This is a genomic window from Flectobacillus longus (genome assembly GCF_030056705.1).
In the GTDB taxonomy this organism is placed as follows: Bacteria; Bacteroidota; Bacteroidia; order Cytophagales; family Spirosomataceae; genus Flectobacillus; species Flectobacillus longus.
Genome location: NZ_JASHIC010000026.1, coordinates 24,250 through 46,334, shown reverse-complemented (window position 1 = coordinate 46,334; position 22,085 = coordinate 24,250). Strand labels below are relative to the sequence as shown.

The following is a 22,085-nucleotide window of genomic DNA, read 5'->3' as shown; positions in this document are numbered from 1 at the left end:
CGCTTCTTTTTTTGTGGCTAGAAGCCAAGTTTTTTACATAATAATAAGGTTTACTTTTTTAATACTAAAATTGACAACCTTCGACGTTTAATAACAACCGTTAGAGTATATCACAATCTGCGCATCAACTTGTTCGTATTTGGCATCAATTGTTTTACAGATTAAGTTAAGTTTCTCAAAAAGTGGTTCATCATCTAAAGAAGCGGTCAAATAACAGTTTTTCATGACTTCAGCATCATACACAATATTGATTCCATAAGCTTTTTCTAAGGTTTTGAAAACTTCAGAAATAGGCACATTATTAAATTCAAATACCTGATTCTGAATAGGTACCTTCAGTAAATTAGGAGAATCCACCAGACTTCTGATCATTCTCCTATCGGTTTCATCAAACACCACTTGTTGGTTGGGTGTTAGTACCAATCCTTGTAATTTTTTATGGGTAGTATGCTCATCTAGATTAGTTTCTGTATTTTCAAAAACTGATACTTTCCCTGTTTTAACAACCACTTTTACTATTTTATCTGCGTCATTTGCTTGTATTAAAAAACTTGTACCCAGCACTTTAGTTACTAATTTATTGGCAAAAACATAAAATGGTCTTGATGGATTTTTGGCGACTTCAAAGAATGCCTCTCCTATCAAAATTACCTTCCGTTGTTCTTTTTCAAACTTTTCTGGATAAAGAATCTTACTCTTTTTTTGTAAAACAATTGTACTTCCATCTTCCAAGTTAACAGTCATTTGATTGTTTGTGGTATTTTCCTTGGTAATCCATTTCAATGCTGAGCCTTGTGCCAAAGCAATCCTATTTTCTATTTGTTGCGAGGCTTCATGGCGCTGATTCAACCAGATTATTCCTATGATGAGCAATATAGAAGCAGCAGCATAGAAAATTTTGTTCCATGGCCAGCGAACTACATTATGTTGCGTCTCAGATTCATCCAATTGGGCATTGAGTTTTTCTATTTCAAAAGCTACTTCTGTATCACTCACGTTGTCAAAAGCTTTGTAAATCGAAAATAAAATGCCTTTACTTTCCAAAATATCAGCTCTTTTATCTGGATTCAATAGCATCCACTGTTCCCAAAAGGCCGTTTCTTCTTCCGAGTTTTCCAAAACACATGCTCGGAAAGAATCATCCGAAATAAAATCTATTGGCTTATATTGTCTATAATCTTGCATAGGATTTATTGCACTTTTTTTATTATTCAATCATAAGATGTAAGAATACTCCTGAGATACTCTTTTTTTAAAACTTTTTTAAAAAGAAAGTCTACATATATCCAAACTATTTGAAAAGACAATATCTCTGGAGGCAGTAAGAACCACTAATTAAACGTTTAATCTTTTCTCGGTACTGTACTCTAAATGTCTTTAAGATTCTTTATATCCTATATAATTCACAAAGTTTTTTCATAAAAATATATCATTATTTATTTTTTTTGTTACATTTGCTTAATCAATTAAGCAAACTTATGATGAAGTCAGCTTCTCTATCAAAAAACAATGAGTTGTATGTATCCTTGTGGGAACAAACTCAGCTAGGTGATCGTGCAGCGTTTAGTAAATTGTGCGAGGCACATTATCGTCTATTGTTCAATTATGCGGTGAACTTCACTACAGACAGAGAAGCGATTAAGGATGCTATTCAAGACTTGTTTCTTCAATTATGGGAAAAAAGAAATACCATTGGTACTATCAATGTCATGAGTATTTATTTGATAAGAGCTTTGCGCAACAATTTACTTTATCAGATGCGCAAAAATAAATGGCAAGAATTTAGTACTGATGTCGATTTGGAAGAAGCAAATATTGCAGACGAAACCAATGTTGAAGACCAGTGGATTTCGACAGAAATATACTCTCAAAATGAGCAACGCATTAGAAAAGCCCTAGAATTATTACCTAAACGCCAAAGAGAAGTGCTTTTTTTGAAATTTTATCAAGGGCTTAGTCATGATGAAATTGCAGATTTGATGAATATTAACAAGCAATCTGTATCCAATCATTTACAAAAGTCGATGACTACTTTAAGAACACTTTTCCCGAATCATTGGGAGCTTTGGGTAATAACCTATTTCATTCAACTAAAGATGACATTATAATCCTTTATAAAAAGTATGCTCCAAGAAATTCTTGGAGCATATCTTAACTATTCATTATCTATCCAAAATAATTAATACACTGTTTTAGTTAAGAGTGTTGAATCATGAGTTTTGAATTTCGATTATAGATATTTTACAGTAAAATTCAATTTCCGAAATCAAAAATCCTCCATTCCGCAATTGCTTGCATCAAAACTCTTTTTCAATCATATTTTTATAGGTCTTTACTAATTCTGAAATAGTCAAAATCAGCATAACCTCCTGTTTCTTTGGTGGCATAATTGAATAAGCCAAAACGATATCCCATAAAATGTGGCAAGGTATATTTCATTTTGAGAGGCTCACCTATCTTAGTCCAACTTTTTCCATCTAAACTATAAAAGAACGCTGCGGTATCTTTTAATTCTGTAAAATCACAACTCGCTTTTAAGTAAACTTGATTTTGAGTCAATACAACCTCCTCTATTACTACAGGTTTGCCAGTATTAGCACTAACCATAGAGATGACTTTCTTGCCATTTTTAATCTTTACTCCCACTTGACCATATATCTTTTGTAAAAGACTTAATCCAGCAAAATCTCCTTCTTTCAACTGAGAAACATCAACTAAAACTTCTCCTGAGCAAGTCGGCCCGAAAGTTCTTTGTGTCAAAGTATTTTTTGCCTGTAAATACGAAGTATCTATACGAGCAGTTTTGAGACGTAAAAATCCTTTTCTTTCAGTCAAGCTCCAGAGTTGGTTATCAGGGTTGTGATTCCATTGCCAAACTAACAGAAACGAGGGTTCTCCTTTTTTACGTGTAAACTCATCTGAGTTTACCAAATGAGGAATTAATCCCTTGCTTGCTGGCAAATCGAGTGTGGCAGGAACTTTACCATTTTCGCCCAATACAGGCCAGCCATTTTCCCATGTTACAGGTACCCAATAAGGAATACGTCCGACAGCGCCGTAGTCTCTAAACAAATAAGAAAACCATCTTCCATCTGGGGTATCAATCAAACCACCTTGTGCAACGCCTTTGTCTTGAAATGCTACTTTGCCCTCCCATGGTCCTGTAATTTTATCAGCACGGTGAACTACAACAGTACGCATACCACCTCTTGGCCAAGCAATATTAAACAAATAGTATTTCCCATTTACTTTGAATAACTGAGAACCCTCAGATGGTAAGCCCAATGTACCTGCTGGTGCACTTGCATTTTCAATCAAAACCTGAGGAACAGCCCCTTCTTTCACGCCAGAAGCGTCACTTTTAAGTTCAATAATGTTTAATTTTCCTCCACCGTAAATTAAATACACCTTGTCATCATCAAAGAATAAGGTATGATCATGGTAAGAAGGCGAAAAAGAATGAACTTTCCAAGGTCCTTTTTCTATGTTTTTCGTAGTAAAAACGTAAGTTTTATTGGTAGTTTGAGCAAATGTAGTTACATAATAGGTACCTTGGTGAAATCTTAAACTACTTGCCCAAGAACCACGTCCGTAGGTACTTTTTCCATTTGTTAAATTCAGCTCATCAATAGTTGCAAGTGTATCTATAGGATAACTCACCAATTGCCAATTCACTAAGTCTTTGGATTTCATAATCGGTACGTTTGGTACCATGTGCATAGTAGTACTACTCATGTAGTAGGTATCACCTACCCGAATCATCGACATGTCGGGCACATCTGCAAAAATGATTGGATTTTGCGCTTTTTCACTTTGTGCTTCAGTCCAGAAGCTCGTAAATAGGAAAAAAGAGGTAATAATTTTTTTTAACATAAGTCAGTTTTTACAATGTGTCAATTTGACACTTTTAGAGGTAAAATAAAAGGCAAGTCATAGACAGCCCAAAGTTGTTACTTGATATGTAACAAAGTTAATAATGTAATCAAGATTAAACAAACAATTTGAAATATTATTATTCATATATTTTATTATCTTTTTGTCTGATAACTAAAAAGTATTAGGTAGATATTAATAAAGCGTAACTTTACTGAATAACTATCCCTCTAACAGTCCACAAATCTGTTATTTTAGAAAATGAGTCAAAGAAGAATAACCATATATGATTTGGCGAGAGCCATGGGTATTTCGGCATCTTATGTGTCGAGAGCTCTAAACGAACACCCTTCCATTAACCCAGAAGTAGTCGCAGCGGTAAAGAAAAAAGCGAAGGAATTGAATTTTAAGCTTAATTCTCATGCCGCTAATTTGCGCCAAGGTTCGTCCAAAACCCTTGGTGTAATTGTACCACATATCAATCAGAGTTTTTTCTCTGAAATTATTGCAGGAATTGAAGAAATCTGTTTCGAACATAATCACAGCCTTATTATTTGTCAAACACATGAATCTTTTCAAAGGGAATGTTTGGCTGTAGATACCTTGGTACGTCAAAATGTAGATTGTATTATTCTCTCTGTAGCCGCCGAAACTACCACAACTGAACATTTAGAGAGCATAGCGCAACATAACATTCCATTAATTCAAATTGACCGTTATCTCGACCAATTAAATAGTTGTAAAGTCCTGAATGACAACAAAAAAGCAGCTTACGATGTCATGCAAAGTCTTTTTGGACAAGGTTATGAACGCATTGCTTTTTTGGGTGGTCCCACTCATTTAACGACCTTCAAACAACGTAGAGATGGTTTTTTACAGGCTTGGGAAGATTCTGCCTTTTCAAATAGAACACCCTTATTATTTGATGATGTTTTTGATTTGAGTATTGTTACCGAAGTTATCGACCAACTTTTACGGGATGCAAATAGACCAGATGCTATTTTTACCGTATCTGATCATCAATCAGTAGCTGTTTTACAAAAAGCTGAATCAATGGGTATTAGAGTACCCCAAGATTTAGGTATTTTTGGTTTTGCCAACGAAACTTTCACTGCCATCATGAATCCATCCTTATCCTCAGTTGACCAAAAAAGTAAGGAATTAGGCATCAGAGCAGCCCGTGTTTATTTTGACGATATTCGAAAAAATAATGGTATCCCTAAAATCAACGAGGTGATTCTGGAAACAGAATTAATGACTAGGCAAAGTTCGGTAAGGAAACATTACATGTGAATGCTGAATTGTGAGTATAAATCTTGATTACTAATACCTTTTCTCGTTACTCGTTCGACTTAATTTTGTATTAATACTTAGATTATCGGGCAAAATTAAAATAATTTTATCCGCTTTAAGCACTAGGCTTTATGCCGTAGGCTAAAAGTTAAAAAGTTTTTCTTATGAAATAATAGAAGCTTTTTTGCCTAATGCCTACGGCATATATTCTAAAGTAGAATAATACAATTTTATTTTGCTTTATTACTTAAGTTATCCCAACCTTGATGGTAGGGTTATTATTAAAATTTCACATAAAAAAGCGTTTGAAAATTACTTTACAGGCACTTTTTTTGATACTACCATATTGGAGAACACATCTTTAGACTGGTAATGTACAAATTTTAACATAAGCACTTAATCACAAATCACTCAATTTGAAATAGCGTCAAACACCCTAATTATCCGTTCTAAATGGTGACGCTGGTAATCCTTCAGCGTTTACTAAATTTGGATTGATAGGATTATCAGACCAAGCGTATCTCACAAATTTGGGATTTGAAATACTTTCAGCCCAAATAATTATTTTGTTTCCTTCTATTCTAGACTTTGCCCATACAAATTTCTTGTCCGCACCCGCAATCGCTAAATCTCCGATTGGCTCGCCATCCTTCGTTTTTAATCCACTACCAATGTTATCAAATGTTAGGATAATCTGTTGATCTTTTATTTCTGAAGAAAGTAAACTCGGACCAGAATGAATAACATTTTCATGATACGCCAATTTCAAGGCTGATAAAGCTAGTCGTTCTCCCACATCCTTTTTATTATCTGGATGAATATCGTTCCATTCGCCAAGGTCGATGGCAACGGTCATCGCAGTATTTGGAACAGATAGGGCTTTGGCTTGTGACTCTCTTAATACTGCCCAGCTACTTTCGGAAGGAAGGTAGTCGTAATCCATGAAGCCAGGCAATTGTACATACAAAAATGGTAATGAAGTATTATTCCATTTTTGGCGCCAATCTTTGATTAAGGCTGGTAATAGTTGTGCGTATTCGACAGATTTCCCTGTATTAGTCTCACCTTGATACCAACAAATTCCTTTTATAGCGTATGGAATAGCGTGTGCCACCATGGCATTATACAAGGCTGTTGGTTGATTTTGTAGACTTATTGGCGAGACAGCATTGGGGTTATTTTGTCTTTGAAATACTACCCCAACTTTATATTGCCAAGTTCCTTTCAAATCAACGGTATCCTTTTCTGAAAAAATACAATAAGGTTTATCTGGTACAAAACCGCCTTTTCCGCCATTGTTGGTTACTCTAACTACAAAGGTATTTACTCCTTCTTTCAAAATATCCGATGCTACTGCATATCTCCGCTGTGGATACATATAACCTGTCGAGCCCACTTTTTTCCCATTGATATACAATTCATCTGCATCGACAATTCTTCCTAGAAATACCTTAGCCTTTTTCCCAATCATAGAAGCTGGGATATTTACCTCTTTTCTATACCAAACAATACCATCTAGATTTCGAATACCTTGGTCTTCCCAATACCCTGGGACATTGATATTTTTCCAGTTCTTGGGTACGTAAGTCGTTTCGTACCACTTACCCATCATACCTTCATCGCTTGGTAGTGGCAACGAGCGACTATATTCCTGACTTTTACGATTGATTTCATTGATTCGGGAAGTATCCTTATTCTTGTTTACCAATTCTTTAATATTGGGAATTTCGGGCAAACCACCTTCACTAATCCAAGCTTCAATTGGCGTCCCTCCAACACTTGCATTGATGATGCCAATAGGAATTTGATATTTCTGATGAAGCTTTTTTGCAAAAAAATATGCCACTGCCGAAAACGGTCTTACCTCCTCGCCTACGGCCTTTTTCCATTGACCATTAGGAATATCTTCTTGTGCTGAAACAGTATTGGTTAAGGTCGGTACCCAAAATTGTCTGATTTGTGGGAAATTTGCCTCCGCAATTTCTTTGGCATAGGTTACATCATGAATATTGAGCTGATGCACCATATTACTTTGACCACTACAAAACCAAACATCACCGATTAACACGTCATTGATGGTAATTTTAGTTTTAGCATCACTCACTTCCATCTGATAGGGTCCACCAGCTTCAAAAGTTGGTAAAGTCAATTGCCAATTACCAGACTTAGAAGTAGCTGTTTTGTATATTTTATTCTGAAACTTTACTTGAATTTTTGCTCCTTCGTTGTCCCAACCCCAAACTTTAAGAGGCGTTTGTCTTTGCAAAATCATACCGTCACTTACTAATTTGGGTAAGCGTAATTGAGCATTTATTTTTAAGTAAAAACTCACAAAAAATAGCAGAAAAAAGACTTTTTTCATAGTAAATAAAGCGATAGAGACGCCCAATAGACGCCTCTAGTAAGTTAAATATGATATGGTTCTATTAGTTGAATCAACCCATTTTCATCGTAATGAATCTCTGTCATTTTGATACTTCTTAAATGCGTTACTCCTTTTGATAGAGTAGAATCATGGTAAAACAGATACCATTTTCCTTCGTATTCGCAAATAGAATGATGCGTTGTCCAGCCAATTACAGGATTCATGATGCGTCCTGCATAGGTGAATGGACCGTAAGGGTTATCGCCAATGCCATAACACAAGAAATGCGTGTCGCCAGTCGAATAGGAAAAATAGTATTTCCCTTGATATTTATGGACCCAGCTTGCTTCAAAAAATCTTCGATCGTTGTCGCCAGCTAACAGTTTTTCACCGTTTTCGTCCAAAATAAAAATCTCTTGAACTTCTTCAGCAAACTCCAACATATCATTGGTCAATTTGGCAACTCTTGGCCCCAACGCAATTTCATTTGCTGTAGGTTCGAGGTTTTCTGGGCTATAAGTGTTATTGCGATAAGACTGCAATTGCCCTCCCCAAATACCGCCGAAATACATATAAGCCGAACCATCCTCATCAACAAAAACAGCTGGGTCAATCGAATAGCTATTTTTGATTGGCGCTGGTTGTGCTACAAAAGGTCCAACTGGAGAATCGCTTACGGCTACTCCAATCTGGAAAATATCCTCTTGATTTTTGGCTGGGAAATACAGGTAATACTTCCCGTCTTTCTCTGCTGCGTCGGGTGCCCACATTTGCTTTTTTGCCCAAGGCACATCGTTTACGTGCAACGCAATGCCATTGTCTACTGCATCCGCATCAGGATTATCCAAAGAAATCACATGGTAATCTTCCATGGCAAAATGACTCCCTAAGTCATCAAAAGGAATGCCTGCTTCAATGTCGTGCGATGGATAAATATAAATCTTCCCGTTGAAAACATGCGCCGAAGGATCGGCAGTATAAATATGCTTTACTAAAGGTTGTGAGATTGCTTTTGAATCTATCGTATCAAAATCGATATGATCTATTGGTTTTTCTGGCATGACAATAGTTTTTTAATAAAATGGTATTCATGCACTCTAGGCTGTAAGCCTTAGGCAAAAATGTATTTATGGTTTTATTAGAAACACTTTTAGCATAATATCTATGGTAGGTAGAATTATTTTAATTTTACCTACTAACTGAAGTATGAGTTGTGAATTTAGATTTTTAAATATCAATGCTTTACATTCAAAACTCAGCACTCCTACTTACTTTCTTCTTTCCTTCAAATCTGCTTCGATGGTTAATTCCATAGTTTTATCAATCATATATCCCAATAACAAGGTTGCTCCTACGATAAATAATCCTCCAGGAATTACACTTACGAGTAATTTAATACCATTGATGGCACTCTCTGTCTGCAGCTGAGCATCGGCATTATAGCCAAAGATACTTAGCATCCAAGTTGAAATAGCACCTCCAACACTTAAACCAACTTTTAGCCCAAAAATCATGGCAGAGAAAATAATCGCAGTAGCACGACGGTTATTTTTCCATTCGCTGTAATCAGCTACGTCTGCAATCATAGCCCATAACAATGGAATAGTCACTCCATACAACAAACCATGTAAAGTTTGAATCATAAAAACTGCTGATACTGATTCATTGGATAACATGTAAAGGGACAACAAGCAAAGTGCTGAAAGACATAAGAACATAGCAAAAATATTACGTTTGCCAAATCTGTCAGCAAGTGGTTTCGAGAAGAAAATACCCACAATCATCGCAATCGTACTAGAGGCATTGATAATACTAGAGGTTGCATAGGGAGCGCTATTAGATTGGCTAAATTCTGAGAAAGCCTCTGCTCCAAAAATTTCACTCAACTGTTTAATCCAAGAAGGAAAACCTACCGTTTCTAAAAATGTCACTTGACTACTTTCTGTAAGGTAATATCTAAAAAAGTAAATATTCATTCCACCTTTCAAGGCTAAAGTAATGAATACCAATACCGTAAGTACCAACATGATAATCCAAGGTCGGTTGTTAAGCAAATCGTTTAAATCCTCGGCTATTGGCGTTTTTTGCGTTACATCAGGTACAATTCTTTCTCTAGTGGTAAAAAATGTTACTAAAAAACAAAGGACACCTGTGATAGCAAAAATCAACATAACTTTTTCAAATCCAACGGCTTTGTCGCCATGTCCTACAGCAATAGCGGCAGGAAGCAAAATCACTTGAATAATGAATTGTGCCAACATTACCGCCACAAAACGATAAGAAGAAAGACTATTACGTTCTTTCATATCGCCTGTCATTACGCCACTCAAAGCAGAATAAGGTAAATTGTTGGCTGAATAAATAACCACCAAAAAAATATAGGTAATAAGGGCATATAAAAACTTCCCAGAATCGCCTAAATCTGGTGTTGAGAATGCTAACAATGCCATCACTCCAAATGGAATGGCTGTCCATAATACCCAAGGACGAAATTTCCCCCAACGGGTAACGGTGCGGTCAGCAATAGCGCCCATTGCCAAGTTGAATATCGCACCAACGATACCGCCTGTTAGCATAACCAAACTCGCTTTGGAAGCAGGAATTTTATAAATATCTGTGTAAAAAAAGGCTAAAAAAGCCATTAAGGTTTGGAAAATTAAATTGGCAGCTAAGTCTCCAAGACTGTATCCAATTTTTTCGAGAACAGATAGTTTTTCTGATGATTGTTGGTTCATAGTTAAATAAGTTTGCTTTTCGGGGTACAGGGTTGTGGCACAGAGGCACAGAGGCACAGAGGCACAGAGGCACAGAGGCACAGAGGCACAGAGGCACAGAGGCACAGAGGCACAGAGTGAAATTTATTTCTTCTTGAGACAGTTCATTTTAATTATCTAATTTTCAATTATTTATTTAAAATTCGTGATAGATTGAAATTATTTTATGCCTAGTTCGAGACTTAGAAAGTGTTAACAATCAATTTCCTAAATAAGTCTTCGGTGTATTTCCAAAATCTAGGGTAATTTTTTGTAAAACCACTCCTGAACTAATCATCCAATATTTGATAGTATGTTTACCAGCTTTTAGTATGCTATGATTTGTTGTCTTGATATTGATATTTTCGGCAGCCCATTTATTCCAGATACCTTTATCACTTGTTTTATCTTCTTTGTTAAGACTCACAATTTGGGGAGTTTCATCGTCTATTGAAATTGCATATTGAAGTCCTTCTTCCGTTGCATGAAAGTTCAACGTTGGTGAGAAATAGGCTTTTACAATAGCTTCTCCTGCTTGTTGAGTTTCTATCTCATATTCTACATGAGGAGAATTAGCACTCAAACTTTGTGTTGTTGCTGTTACAGGAAAAGTCGTAATAGCTGAGCCTGTCCGACCATGGTCAGGCAAAATTTTCCAAGTAACTTCTTTTGTATTTATCAATTTTGAAAATTGATTTGCCTCTAAAATAACTTGTGTTCTTGTCTGTAAACTATTTTCAAGTGGCTTTTCTGGCAAAGCTTCATTTACATTAAGGTATTTAACCTCAGGCATTTTTTGTTTTTCGGGCTGTTGCCAATAGGTATATCCAATATGTGTTTGACTCATCAAATGATTCCATTTACCCTGATTCAATCCATGATATTCGTTGGTAATCAATGAATCTTTGGCAAATAGTTCTTTTACCTTGTCAGCATATTGGTTTGCTTTAATGGATTTTTCGGCAAAAGCTTTTTTGTTTAATGCTACCTGAAAATACATTTCATATAAATTGGCACAGGCTTTAATCGGGTGCAAAACCAATTGAAAATAAGCATCCTGATACGGTTGAGAAAGTTTACTTTTCACAATCTCCGCGCGAGACAGCAAATGTTGATATTCCTGATTTACACTTGCCCATTCACCAGTCTCTAATGAATAGGTTTTATCGTCCAACAATTCTGGTTTGCGACGAGCATTATACTTGGTATATAGTCTCAAAAGTTCCGCAATTTCTTGAGCATTTTCTTGACCAAACTGTTGACTAGCCCAGTTTTTGGCATATTTAGTCAAGTCATTTTCCTGTATTTTTTCAGGATTCCAAGCATAGTCCAAAAAGAACGAAATAGGATATTCCATCGGTTTTAGGTCACCTACATTCACTATCCATATATTTCTTGCTTGATGTTCCCAAGCTAAATGCATTTGCTCCCAAATACGAGGAATAGCATTGGTATTTAACCACTTATAATTACGAGGTCCGCCTACATAGTCAAAATGGTAATATATCCCGTAACCACCTTTTCTGGGTGCGTCGGTAAGCTTAGGAAGTTTGCGTAAATTCCCCCAGTTGTCGTCACAAAATAGCAATGTCACATCATCTGGTACTCGCATACCTTTATCATAATACTCCTGAACTTCTTTATAAATAGCCCAAAGCTGTGGCGTTTCTTGGGCAGGTTTTCCAGTAGCATCAGCAAGGATATTGCGCTGATCTGCTACGATTTTTTCTAACAAAGCCGTAGCCGTTTCTCTCGACATAGGTTCATCTCCATCACCACGCATTCCGATACTCACAATTTTTTCGTTCCAAGCACGCTTCATCCCTTCTTTCCAAAATGCTCTTAATTTCTCAGCATTGGCTTCATAATTCCAAGGTCCTGAACCAAATCTACGCCACTCATCGTGCGCACGCATCAATGGCTCATGATGTGAAGTTCCGATGACTATTCCATACTTATCTGCCGTTTTGATATTTAAAGAATCATCCGCATAAAAAGCATTTCCCCACATGGCAGTCCAAATATAATTGGCTTTCAAACGTAGTAGAAGTTCAAATACTTTTTCATAAAAATGATGATTAAATCCTCCGAACTTTTCTTTCGCCCATCCCGAAAGTGCAGGTGCTTCGTCATTCAAGAAAATACCTCTGTATTTTACCTTTGGTGCATCTGTCTGTATAAATTGTGTTTTGAAATACAGTTCCTTTTTCTTCACAACAGGTACATCCGCCCACCAATTCCAAGGCGAAATACCCATTTGTTTAGACAGTTCAAAAACGGCATAAGCCACTCCACGGCGGTCATTTCCAGCCAATATCAGTGCATTTGATATTCCCATTTGTGGGTTTTGCATCGTCTGAATCAAACTTCCCTCCCATTGTTGGGCAATCGAATGAGGCTTCAGCGATTTCTTCGCCATAAGCGTTTTTAGAAAGGCCGAATTGTCAAAAGTACCAATGACAACAGCGTTGGTTTTGATGCCTTTAAAATCCGAAACTATTTCGAGTTTTTTACCTGTAACTGCTTCAATATCTTTTTGTAACAAAGAAGCAGACGTTTTTACTAACTCCGTTTCTGAATTATCTACATATATGACTGACTGAGTGAGGGGAAAACCAGATTTGGACACAAACATATTTTGCGCAAAACTCAACTGAGTAAACAAACACAAACTTATTCCCAAAAGGCATTTAACAATATTTGACATAATGATAGATTTAAAATTCAACACCTTTCACAATTAGAGACTCTGTGGATTTTTAGTTGGGAACAAAATCGTCAATATATTCAGTGAATATACTTTGAAGACATTGAGATGAACATCACCATGTGACGTTTCGAACCTCTCAAAATATCGCTCTGAGGTTTGAGCAAAAGATGAAATAGAAGACCGCAAACTCAATAGCATAGAGCTAAAGGCAGCTCGAAGCCAACATATTTTCAAAGTCATAAATCCAAGTTTAGAAAACAATTCTTGATAGATTTTGTAAAAGGCACTGAGAAAACGTGAATTTTCAAAATTGTACAAAACCAACGAATGCAAAATTAAATAAAAACCACAAAAATACAACCGATTGCATAAATTTTTAAATTTTACTATTTTCTTGATTAATCCCTAAAAAAGTCTGATTATTGATAATTATTAAGAGATTAATTTTATTAATTCCTCTAAAAAGTCAAAATAAGAGTATATTACATTTGGACTATTCTTATATTCAAATCCTCATTATTTAAGTAAAAATGAAAAATTCAGTACAATTTTATGCAATCGGATACATTTTCTATCTCTACAATAAAAAAATAACCAAAACCAATATATAACAATTTAACAATCAGAGCATTACATCAAAAATAGAGTTTTTAAACTTAAAAAAAGTTATTTCAAAATTAGGTAGAATGACTTATCCTGAGTCTTCCATAGAGAAAAGATTTTTTTTAGTATTTTTACGCAAACGTTTGCGATATGAAGAACACAAAGAAAGAAACAACTATATACGATATTGCCCAAAAATTGAACATTTCATCGGCGACTGTTAGTCGTGGATTGCAAGATCATCCAGCGATTAAAAAGGAGACTCGAAAGAAGATTTTGGAGACAGCCATCGAATTGGGATACCGCAGAAATATTATTGCTAGTAATCTTCGCAGACAAAAAACCAATACGATTGGCGTGATTGTGCACGAGCTAAATAGCAACTTTATCACTTCGGTATTGGCAGGAATTGAAAAAATCACCACTGAAGCAGGCTACGATTTGATTATTGCGCACTCTTATGAGAGTTATGAAAAGGAGGTTGCCAATGCTACAAACCTTTTTCACAAAAGAGTAGATGGATTAATAGCTTCATTGGCACTTAACACGACCAATCTCAATCATTATAAACAATATCACGACAAACATATTCCAGTCATCTTTTTTGACCGTGTCGAAGAGCGTTCGGATAGCGCCAAAGTGATTATCGATAATCATAAATGTGGCTATCAAGCAACTAAACATCTGATAGAACAGGGTTGCAAAAACATTGTGCTGGTAACCGCCAGTTTAACACGCAACGTTTACCAACAACGTTATAAAGGCTATCGAGATGCACTTGATGAAGCGGGCTTACCATTTTCTGAGAGCAATGTTTTGATTAAAGATTTGAGTGAACAATGTGGCGTTGAAGCAGCAGAGTATATCTTACAAATGAATCCTCGCCCCGATGGAGCATTTATTACCAATGATTTTTCTGCAGCAGTGTGTATGAAAACGCTTAAGGAAAACGGCGTTAATATTCCTGAAGATATTGCGATTGTTGGCTTTAATAATGATGCCGTCGGCAAAATTATTGAGCCACAACTTACCACGATAGATTACCCTGGCATAGACATGGGAGAAATTGCCGCCAAAAGTTTGATTGAGCAATTAGCAGAAGATACAAAAATTAACCAAATCAGCACCTTAGTTGTTCGTTCAGAATTAATTGTGCGAGGTTCATCTTTGAAAAATCGTCATTGATATGTGCAAAATTATTTCTTATTCTATACCTAAATATTTATCATAGTTATTCTATTTAATATTTCTTTTTTACTAATTTCAAACATCTATTAAAACGCTATTTGCTTTTACATAAATCATCTATGTTTTAGTGTTCTGCTCTTGTTCAGCCTCTGCTACAACATACCACAATTTTAAAAAACATGAAAAAATCTACAATTTATCTCTTTTCTACCTTAGTTATTGCTCAATCTTTATTATCTAGTTGCGCATCTATCATTGGCTCATCCAAATACACCGCTCATATCCGTGTTGTAGATAATCCTAATGCTCAAATTTTTGTGAGTGATGTATATGCTGGTCGGGGTCAAGGAATCATAAAAATGAGCCGAAAAAACGCTAATAACGTCGTTATTTCTCTTAAAGCGGATGGTTGTGACACTAAACATATCCCATTTAAAGGGCGGAAACTTAGAGGCTGGGCTTTTGCCTCCTCACTAGTATTTTTTACAGGTATAGCAGGAATCCCTATTCCTTATGGTCTTGTAATCGACCTTGCTTCTGGAGCCCTATATAAGCCTGATGAGCATGAACCTGGCGTTAGTAAGATGGATTATAAAACGTATGTTTATACGGTTAATTATGGTGCTTGTCAGAATTTCCATCAGGATGAAATTATTTCTAATCCACAAACACTCATTGATGTTGTATATCTCAAAGATGGGAGTACTGTCAAAGGAATAATTATTGAGCAAATCCCAAATAATTATATTAAGCTTCAAATTAGTGATGGCAGTATTGCCGTATATAGGTTTGAAGAAATCTTAAAAATCGTCAAAGAAAATACAAAGTAAGTAGCTAAAACTTGCTAAGAAGATAAGAGTATTGACAGTTAATCAAGAAGGCGGTCGAAATTAGTTTTTCGACCGCCCTTTTTAGTACTATATTTTATAATAACACCTCTTTTGACACAAAGCATTGCGTCTCTACAAGTAAATTTCATATTAAAAATTACCACTCATTAGAGTAACTCATTTTTAAAACTTTTGCATAAAAAAAAGCTACACTATATCATAGCAGTAGCTTTTTGCTTCATCTAAACTTAACTAAATTACCTTTAAAATTTACTTGTCTAATTCAATGATTGGATAGCCTAATTTTTCTAAACTAGGTTTTAGACTTTTTTTATCACCCACCACCACAATAATCATATTGTTGTAGGGTAAGTATTTTTTGGCAAGCACATTAATCTCAGAGGCTGACAGGCTGGTTAATAATTGCTTTCTTTTTTCTGCAAAATCTCCCATTTCTTCAAACTCCAGTGCCAAACCTAAAAAGGAAGCTTTTTGTGCCTGTGTTTCATATTTAAGGGCATCACTTTGACCGATAGATTTTTTGGTAAAAGTCAATTCCTCATCCGTAATCCCTTTATCTGCGTATTGCTTGATTTCTTTGATAAATTCAACAATTGAACTATCGGTTGCCGTTGCTTTTACACTAGCTTGTGCGGTAAAATTGCTGGCGATTCTAGAATTACCAAAGCCCGAACGTGCGCCATAAGTGTATCCTTTTTCTTCACGTAAATTCAAATTGATGCGACTGTTAAATGCTCCTCCCAAAACATAATTCATTACTTCAGCAGCATAATATGTTCCTACGGGTGTGTAAGCAAAGTCTGTGAGATAACCTATGCGAATTTCGGATTGAGGAGCTTTCTCTTTGTCGACCAAATACAAAGTAGGCTTCAAGGTATTAGGCTTTGGAGCAATCTTTGGCAAATTGAATATTTTTGATTTCCAGTTTTCTAAAAATTGTATTTTCGGTAAAAACTCTTTTTCTGTCATATCTCCGACCACAACCAAACTCGTTACGTTTGGAGCAAAATATTGCTGATAAAGTGCTTTAACATCCTCTAACGTGACATTTTTCACCGTTTCAACTGTTCCACTTAAAGGATATGACTGGATGCTTTCGGAGCCGAACAAAATTTTACCGTAAGCTTTATCTGCAATAGCAGCAGGCTGAGTACTTTGATTAGCAATACTTTCTAGTTGTTGTTTTTTCAAACGCTCAAAATCCTCTGGAGCAAATTTGGGTTCAAACAATTTTTCTTGTAAAATGGCTAAGGTTTCATCGAGATTTTTGGTCAATGAACTCACTTGGACATAAATCGCCTCAGCACCTGCATTGAACGACACCGAACTTCCTAATTTTCTCAACATGCCATCCAATTGCTCAGCAGTATGTTTTTGCGTAGCCTCGTTCATCATCGCCACCGCCAACGGTACAACTCCGACTTTAGACAAATCAGTTGCCGAAATCGTATGTCCTCCTTTGATAGAAAACGATAGTGTTACCGAAGGAATCTCATTGGAATAACTACCAATAACTTTGATTCCATTGGAGAGTTTTTCTTTCCAAAATGCAGGAATCTTTAAAGACGGATTTGCGCCAGCTTCAGGTTTTTTGCTTCTATCGAACGTATCTTTTGCTTTTACATATTTCAAGCCTTTGTATCCATAATCGGGTGCTTGATACTTTTCATGAGAAGCTGTGTAATTATCTGGTGCCGCTATCAGCTCTTTTTTGCCTTTGGGATAAACACTTAAAATAACTCCATACTTACCTTTCAGATATTGTTGATATACTCTCAAAACATCCTCTTTTGTCACCGCCAAAACAGCCTTATGTTCTTTGGTTAACAAATTGGCATCGCCTCCCAGCGTCTGGCAATGGGCTAATTGTGAAGCTTTTCCAGACACACTCGAAAGTGATTTTACAACATTCGATTCGTATCTCGCCTTGAATTGTTTTAAATCGTCTTCTGTTACCCCTCTTTTTTCAAACTCCTCAAGGGTTTGTCTGACCATCTGTTCAAGTTGGTTCAAAGGAGTGTTAGGTAATCCAAGCACGGTCATGGTAAACTCCCCTGATAATTCAGAAGTGGAGTTATACACGCCAGCTTGTATGCCCTTTTGTGCTTTTACAAAATTTTTGTAGAATAAAGAAGTAGCTCCTCCGCCTAAAATCTCCGCTAAAACATCCAAGGCTGGCTCGTCTTTGTGAAAAGATGGTACTGTCGGAAATACCATTTGCAACATAGGAAAACGAATATTGTCTTCATAACTCACATATCTATCTTTGTTGATAGAAAATGGCGCCAAAACGGTTGGAGATACCCCAGGACCTTTGGGAATAGAACCAAAGTATTTTTCCACAAGTTTGATTACCTCTTTCGGATTTACATCTCCTCCAATCGTCAGAATGGCATTGTTTGGTCCATACCAACGAAGGAAAAAGTTCTTTAAATCGCTCACTTCTACCCTATTGAGGTCTTCAACGTAGCCAATTGTAAGCCAAGAATAAGGATGTCCATAAGGATACAGTGTACGTGCAACATACTCAGCACCAGCCGCATAAGGTCGATTATCGTAGTTTTGTCCTTTTTCGTTTTTGACTGTCGCACGCTGTACTTCAAACTTTTGTTGAGTAACTGCATCCAACAAAAAGCCCATTCTGTCGGCTTCTAACCACAAAGCTCTTTCAAGCTGGTTGCTTGGAATGGTTTCAAAATAATTGGTTCGGTCACGATTAGTGGTGCCGTTCATCGTTCCGCCAGCTTCGGTGACTAATTTAAAATGCTCCTCATCCTTGACATGGTCTGAACCTTGAAACATCATGTGTTCAAAAAAGTGAGCAAAACCAGATTTTCCAATTTCCTCTCTCGCAGAACCTACATGATAGGTGACATCTACATGGACTATCGGATCTGAATGGTCTTCATGGATAATTAAAGTTAACCCATTTGGAAGTTTGTATTTTTCGTAAGGAATCACCAACTCATTGCCTTTCTTTGTAATCTTTTCTACGAGTTTAGTTTGGGCAATAGTTATCTGACTACTTGCAAAAGCAAATAGTGCTAAAACGATGTGTTTTTTCATTGGACTAATATTATTTTTTAAAAGCTTTTAAACCACTTTCAAGAAAAGATAAAAAGTTGTTTTCGTCATAATTAGCACCTTGTGGTTTTACCAATGTCTTTCCTTCGTTGTCTAGCAAGACATAATAAGGTTGAGAATTAGTATTGAACTGCTTTGCCTGCATTTCGCTCCATTTTTTACCAATAGTCGTAATTTGTTTTTGGCTATAAGTAGAAAAATACTGCTCTGACTTCGCCAATTCGGTTTTGTCATCTACATATAACTGAATAATCACATAGTCATTTTGTAGTCGGTTCAGTACCGAAGGTTTTGACCAGACTGTTGCCTCCATTTTACGACAGTTGACACAAGCATGACCCGTAAAATCTATCATAACAGGCTTATGATTGGCTTTTGCATACGCCATTCCTTCCTCATAATCGAAGAAAGTGTCAAGATTGAGTGGCGCATGAAAAATTTCACCATATTTTCGAGCTGGATGTTGGTTCGTTTGTGGATTACCTGCACCAATTTTTTGTGTATATAAATCAAAGTCTTGGGTATGCTGTGGTGGCAAAAATGCGGCAATCGAGTCAAGTGGCGCACCCCACAAACCTGGCACCATATAAACCGTAAATGCTAGAGAAATAATAGCCAAAAACAAGCGTGGCACTGATAAATACGCCACAGGTGAATCGTGAGAAAATTGAATTTTGCCCAAAAGATAGAGCGTCAATAAAGCAAAAATAGTAATCCAGAGTGTCAGAAATATTTCACGGTCGAACCATTGCCAATGATAGGCTAAGTCAACATTTGACAAAAATTTCAAGGCTAAGGCTATCTCCAAAAAGCCTAAAACAATTTTGACAGAATTTAGCCATCCCCCTGATTTAGGCAAAGCGTTCATCCATGCTGGAAACATCGCAAACAAGGTAAATGGCAATGCCAAAGCCAAGGCAAACCCAAACATTCCGATGGCTGGTCCTAATAATTGACCCATTGTGGCTGCTTGTACCAATAGCGTTCCGATGATAGGTCCTGTACATGAAAATGAAACTAAGGCTAGCGTTGTTGCCATAAAGAAAATACCTAAATAGCCTCCTTTATCAGCACCTTTATCCGAAGCGTTGAGCCATGATGCTGGTAACATGATTTCGAATGCCCCAAAAAATGAAGCTGCAAAAACAATCAACATCACAAAAAATACGAGGTTAAAGATTCCATTGGTAGATAAATCATTTAAGGCATCTGCACCAAAAAATACAGTGATCAATAATCCCAAGGCAACATATATCACAATAATTGACAGCCCATAAACCAATGATTTGGTAATGCCATTTGATTTTGAACTGGCTTGTTTGGTAAAAAAACTTACTGTCATAGGCAACATCGGAAAAATACAAGGCATCAACAAAGCGGCAAAACCACCTAATAAACCAGCTAAAAAGGTTAACCACAAGGCTTGTTGCTCTTGTTTGGGAGGCGATGTTACTGAAATGCTTTGTACCTTACTGGCTGTATCTACACTGGCAACAGGAAGAGTCGCAGTACTAGCTTCTTGAATAACTGTATCTTTTTGAGGAGTTGGTACAAGACTCGTGTCTTTCTTCGTACTTTTTTCTTCCTCTACTTTCACAGGAATCGAAAACTCCAACTCATCGGGAGGAAGACATTGGGTGTCGTCACACACCATAAACTCCACCGAACCTTTGACGGTCGTCGTTGTACTTTTGACCTTAATCTTTTGAGAAAACTTCGCTGATTTTTCAAACCACAGTAAGTCCATGCCAAAAGTTTGGTCAAACGCTTTTACTACTTTACTATCGTCCGAAACCCCACCTATCAGTTCAAAATCTGGCGAAGGCGTTAATTTGAACTTTGTGGGTACAGGACCGCCCTCTGCAATGTGTTGCGAGTAAATATGCCAATGCTTGTCGATAGTGGCGATGAAGGTCAACTGAACCTCCTTATTTGACAAAGAAGTAGCTTTAAATAACCACTTTACGGGCTTTTTGATTTGCGCCTCCGCTACAAAAGCTAGACAGAGCAAAAACAAGGTGAAGATTTTTTTCATTGTGTATAAAGGTTTATCAATGAACGATTTAGTGATTTTTTTTCAGAAAAGCTAGTTAACCCATTCGTGGAGAAGGAAATGCCAACCTACTGATAGGGCGATAGTTGACAAACTCTATTTCGGGCGACAAGTATCCATCTTTCACGGGTTCTTCACGCATCAAATCTGTGCTCAAATACTTTTTGTTATCATCACAAAGAATCGTTACTACTCTTGCCTCCTCTCCTAGTTCATCTTGCACCTTAATAGCGCCAATCAAGTTAGCACCCGACGATATACCTACCGCCAAACCTAGTTGGCGAGCCAACTTTTGCGCCAAAATAATCGAGTCGCCATCACTAGCCTGAACGGGTTCATCGAGTTCTTCGAATCGAATAATATCGGGAATAAACTCATCCGAAATTCCTTGAATACGATGTGACCCAATTTTGCGTCCCACCGAAAGTGTTGGCGACTCGGCAGGTTCGAGAGGATGTACTTTGATATGTCTATTTCGAGATTTTAGATACCTACCCACTCCCATGACAGTACCTCCAGTACCTACGCCCGCCACAAAGGCATCGGGTGATACATCTATGCTTTGCAGTTGTAACCAAATCTCTTTCCCTGTGGTCATTTGATGCGCATCTGCATTGTATGTATTAGCAAATTGCCTTGGTAAAAACACCGAATCGTTCAAGGCTGCCATTTTTTCAGAAAGTCGAATACTGCCCAAAAAACCTCCTTCTTCCTTCGAAATCAAGGTGATTTCTGCTCCAAAACTGGCAATAATATCCATTCGTTCTTTACTCAACCAATCTGGCATAATGATTTGTACGGGATGTCCGAGACTTCGACCAATAGCACAAAATGAAATACCTGTACTACCGCTTGTGGCTTCTACAATAATGTCGTCAGGGTTGATTTTGCCTTCCTCATAAGATTTTTGCAGGATATACAAAGCCATTCGGTCTTTGATACTTCCTGTGAGATTGTATTGTTCACATTTTACATACAAAGAGCGTTTTTGTCCTTTGTAGGTATAAAAAATCTCCAGCATGGGGGTATTGCCCACCAAATGCCAAAGGTGATTAAATTTTTCTTGTAAATCCTTACTAATAGCAGGATTGATTGTTGATGGAAGCATAATTCAAAAAGGTAATGAGAAGAATAGTTGCACTGGGGTAATATCAGATAATTTATCGAAAATGATAGTCTATTTTAATTTAGAAGCTGAAGCTGTTTAAACTTTCATAAACTTGCTCGCGTAAGCAATGAATTTATACTGTTTGAGCGAAGCGAGTTTATAAATTCTTGATTTTTTTGTTACTTTTTGTATCAAGACAAAAAG

General features: G+C 36.7%; 13 protein-coding genes. 4 read left to right on the top strand and 9 right to left on the bottom strand.

Annotated elements, in window-relative coordinates; genetic code table 11:
- Positions 1-87: 87 nt before the first annotated feature.
- Positions 88-1,185, bottom strand: a complete 1,098-nt coding sequence (locus tag QM491_RS18990) for a FecR family protein (RefSeq protein WP_283329116.1) — start codon at positions 1,183-1,185, stop codon at positions 88-90.
- A 293-nt stretch (positions 1,186-1,478) separates the two neighbouring features.
- On the opposite strand from QM491_RS18990, the gene QM491_RS18985 reads away from it, so the two are divergent.
- Complete coding sequence (locus QM491_RS18985) at positions 1,479-2,108, top strand: RNA polymerase sigma factor (RefSeq protein WP_283329115.1); 630 nt, start codon at positions 1,479-1,481, stop codon at positions 2,106-2,108.
- A gap of 214 nt (positions 2,109-2,322) precedes the next feature.
- Here QM491_RS18985 and QM491_RS18980 read toward each other — a convergent pair whose 3' ends face one another.
- A complete protein-coding gene (locus tag QM491_RS18980) occupies positions 2,323-3,873 on the bottom strand; it encodes a glycoside hydrolase family 43 protein (protein ID WP_283329114.1) in 1,551 nt (516 codons plus the stop codon).
- A 261-nt stretch (positions 3,874-4,134) separates the two neighbouring features.
- On the opposite strand from QM491_RS18980, the gene QM491_RS18975 reads away from it, so the two are divergent.
- On the top strand, positions 4,135-5,166 hold the full coding sequence (locus QM491_RS18975) for a LacI family DNA-binding transcriptional regulator (RefSeq protein ID WP_283329113.1): 1,032 nt from the start codon (positions 4,135-4,137) through the stop codon (positions 5,164-5,166).
- 436 nt (positions 5,167-5,602) lie between these two features.
- Here QM491_RS18975 and QM491_RS18970 read toward each other — a convergent pair whose 3' ends face one another.
- The 4 genes from QM491_RS18970 to QM491_RS18955 all read right to left on the bottom strand — a co-directional run bounded on the left by QM491_RS18970 (position 5,603) and on the right by QM491_RS18955 (position 12,991).
- Positions 5,603-7,528 (bottom strand): sialate O-acetylesterase, encoded by a 1,926-nt coding sequence (locus tag QM491_RS18970; RefSeq protein ID WP_283329112.1) that lies wholly within the window; start codon positions 7,526-7,528, stop codon positions 5,603-5,605.
- A 44-nt stretch (positions 7,529-7,572) separates the two neighbouring features.
- Positions 7,573-8,592, bottom strand: coding sequence for a glycoside hydrolase family 43 protein (locus QM491_RS18965; RefSeq protein WP_283329111.1), 1,020 nt, complete (start codon positions 8,590-8,592; stop codon positions 7,573-7,575).
- A gap of 207 nt (positions 8,593-8,799) precedes the next feature.
- Positions 8,800-10,266, bottom strand: a complete 1,467-nt coding sequence (locus QM491_RS18960) for an MFS transporter (RefSeq protein WP_283329110.1) — start codon at positions 10,264-10,266, stop codon at positions 8,800-8,802.
- 238 nt (positions 10,267-10,504) lie between these two features.
- A complete protein-coding gene (locus QM491_RS18955) occupies positions 10,505-12,991 on the bottom strand; it encodes a glycosyl hydrolase 115 family protein (protein WP_283329109.1) in 2,487 nt (828 codons plus the stop codon).
- A 756-nt stretch (positions 12,992-13,747) separates the two neighbouring features.
- Here QM491_RS18955 and QM491_RS18950 point away from each other — a divergent pair.
- Positions 13,748-14,782 (top strand): LacI family DNA-binding transcriptional regulator, encoded by a 1,035-nt coding sequence (locus tag QM491_RS18950; protein WP_283329108.1) that lies wholly within the window; start codon positions 13,748-13,750, stop codon positions 14,780-14,782.
- 182 nt (positions 14,783-14,964) lie between these two features.
- Positions 14,965-15,615 (top strand): hypothetical protein, encoded by a 651-nt coding sequence (locus QM491_RS18945; protein ID WP_283329107.1) that lies wholly within the window; start codon positions 14,965-14,967, stop codon positions 15,613-15,615.
- A 270-nt stretch (positions 15,616-15,885) separates the two neighbouring features.
- Here the strand turns inward: QM491_RS18945 and QM491_RS18940 are convergent, their stop codons facing one another.
- The 3 genes from QM491_RS18940 to QM491_RS18930 are packed head-to-tail and all read right to left on the bottom strand — an operon-like array spanning position 15,886 to position 21,881.
- Positions 15,886-18,702 (bottom strand): M16 family metallopeptidase, encoded by a 2,817-nt coding sequence (locus QM491_RS18940; protein WP_283329106.1) that lies wholly within the window; start codon positions 18,700-18,702, stop codon positions 15,886-15,888.
- Between the two features lie 10 nt (positions 18,703-18,712).
- Entirely contained in the window at positions 18,713-20,755 is a 2,043-nt protein-coding gene (locus tag QM491_RS18935) for a protein-disulfide reductase DsbD family protein (protein ID WP_283329105.1), read from the bottom strand.
- Positions 20,756-20,810: 55 nt separating this feature from the next.
- Positions 20,811-21,881 (bottom strand): PLP-dependent cysteine synthase family protein, encoded by a 1,071-nt coding sequence (locus QM491_RS18930; protein WP_283329104.1) that lies wholly within the window; start codon positions 21,879-21,881, stop codon positions 20,811-20,813.
- Positions 21,882-22,085 lie beyond the last annotated feature (204 nt).

What these genes read in the sequence shown, in the direction of transcription:
- QM491_RS18940 (WP_283329106.1), bottom strand. Translation starts at nt 18,702, where the DNA reads ATGAAAAAACACATCGTTTTAGCACTATTTGCTTTTGCAAGTAGTCAG.
- QM491_RS18945 (WP_283329107.1), top strand. Translation starts at nt 14,965, where the DNA reads ATGAAAAAATCTACAATTTATCTCTTTTCTACCTTAGTTATTGCTCAA.
- QM491_RS18970 (WP_283329112.1), bottom strand. Translation starts at nt 7,528, where the DNA reads ATGAAAAAAGTCTTTTTTCTGCTATTTTTTGTGAGTTTTTACTTAAAA.
- QM491_RS18975 (WP_283329113.1), top strand. Translation starts at nt 4,135, where the DNA reads ATGAGTCAAAGAAGAATAACCATATATGATTTGGCGAGAGCCATGGGT.
- QM491_RS18990 (WP_283329116.1), bottom strand. Translation starts at nt 1,185, where the DNA reads ATGCAAGATTATAGACAATATAAGCCAATAGATTTTATTTCGGATGAT.
- QM491_RS18955 (WP_283329109.1), bottom strand. Translation starts at nt 12,991, where the DNA reads ATGTCAAATATTGTTAAATGCCTTTTGGGAATAAGTTTGTGTTTGTTT.
- QM491_RS18985 (WP_283329115.1), top strand. Translation starts at nt 1,479, where the DNA reads ATGATGAAGTCAGCTTCTCTATCAAAAAACAATGAGTTGTATGTATCC.
- QM491_RS18935 (WP_283329105.1), bottom strand. Translation starts at nt 20,755, where the DNA reads ATGAAAAAAATCTTCACCTTGTTTTTGCTCTGTCTAGCTTTTGTAGCG.
- QM491_RS18930 (WP_283329104.1), bottom strand. Translation starts at nt 21,881, where the DNA reads ATGCTTCCATCAACAATCAATCCTGCTATTAGTAAGGATTTACAAGAA.
- QM491_RS18965 (WP_283329111.1), bottom strand. Translation starts at nt 8,592, where the DNA reads ATGCCAGAAAAACCAATAGATCATATCGATTTTGATACGATAGATTCA.
- QM491_RS18950 (WP_283329108.1), top strand. Translation starts at nt 13,748, where the DNA reads ATGAAGAACACAAAGAAAGAAACAACTATATACGATATTGCCCAAAAA.
- QM491_RS18960 (WP_283329110.1), bottom strand. Translation starts at nt 10,266, where the DNA reads ATGAACCAACAATCATCAGAAAAACTATCTGTTCTCGAAAAAATTGGA.
- QM491_RS18980 (WP_283329114.1), bottom strand. Translation starts at nt 3,873, where the DNA reads ATGTTAAAAAAAATTATTACCTCTTTTTTCCTATTTACGAGCTTCTGG.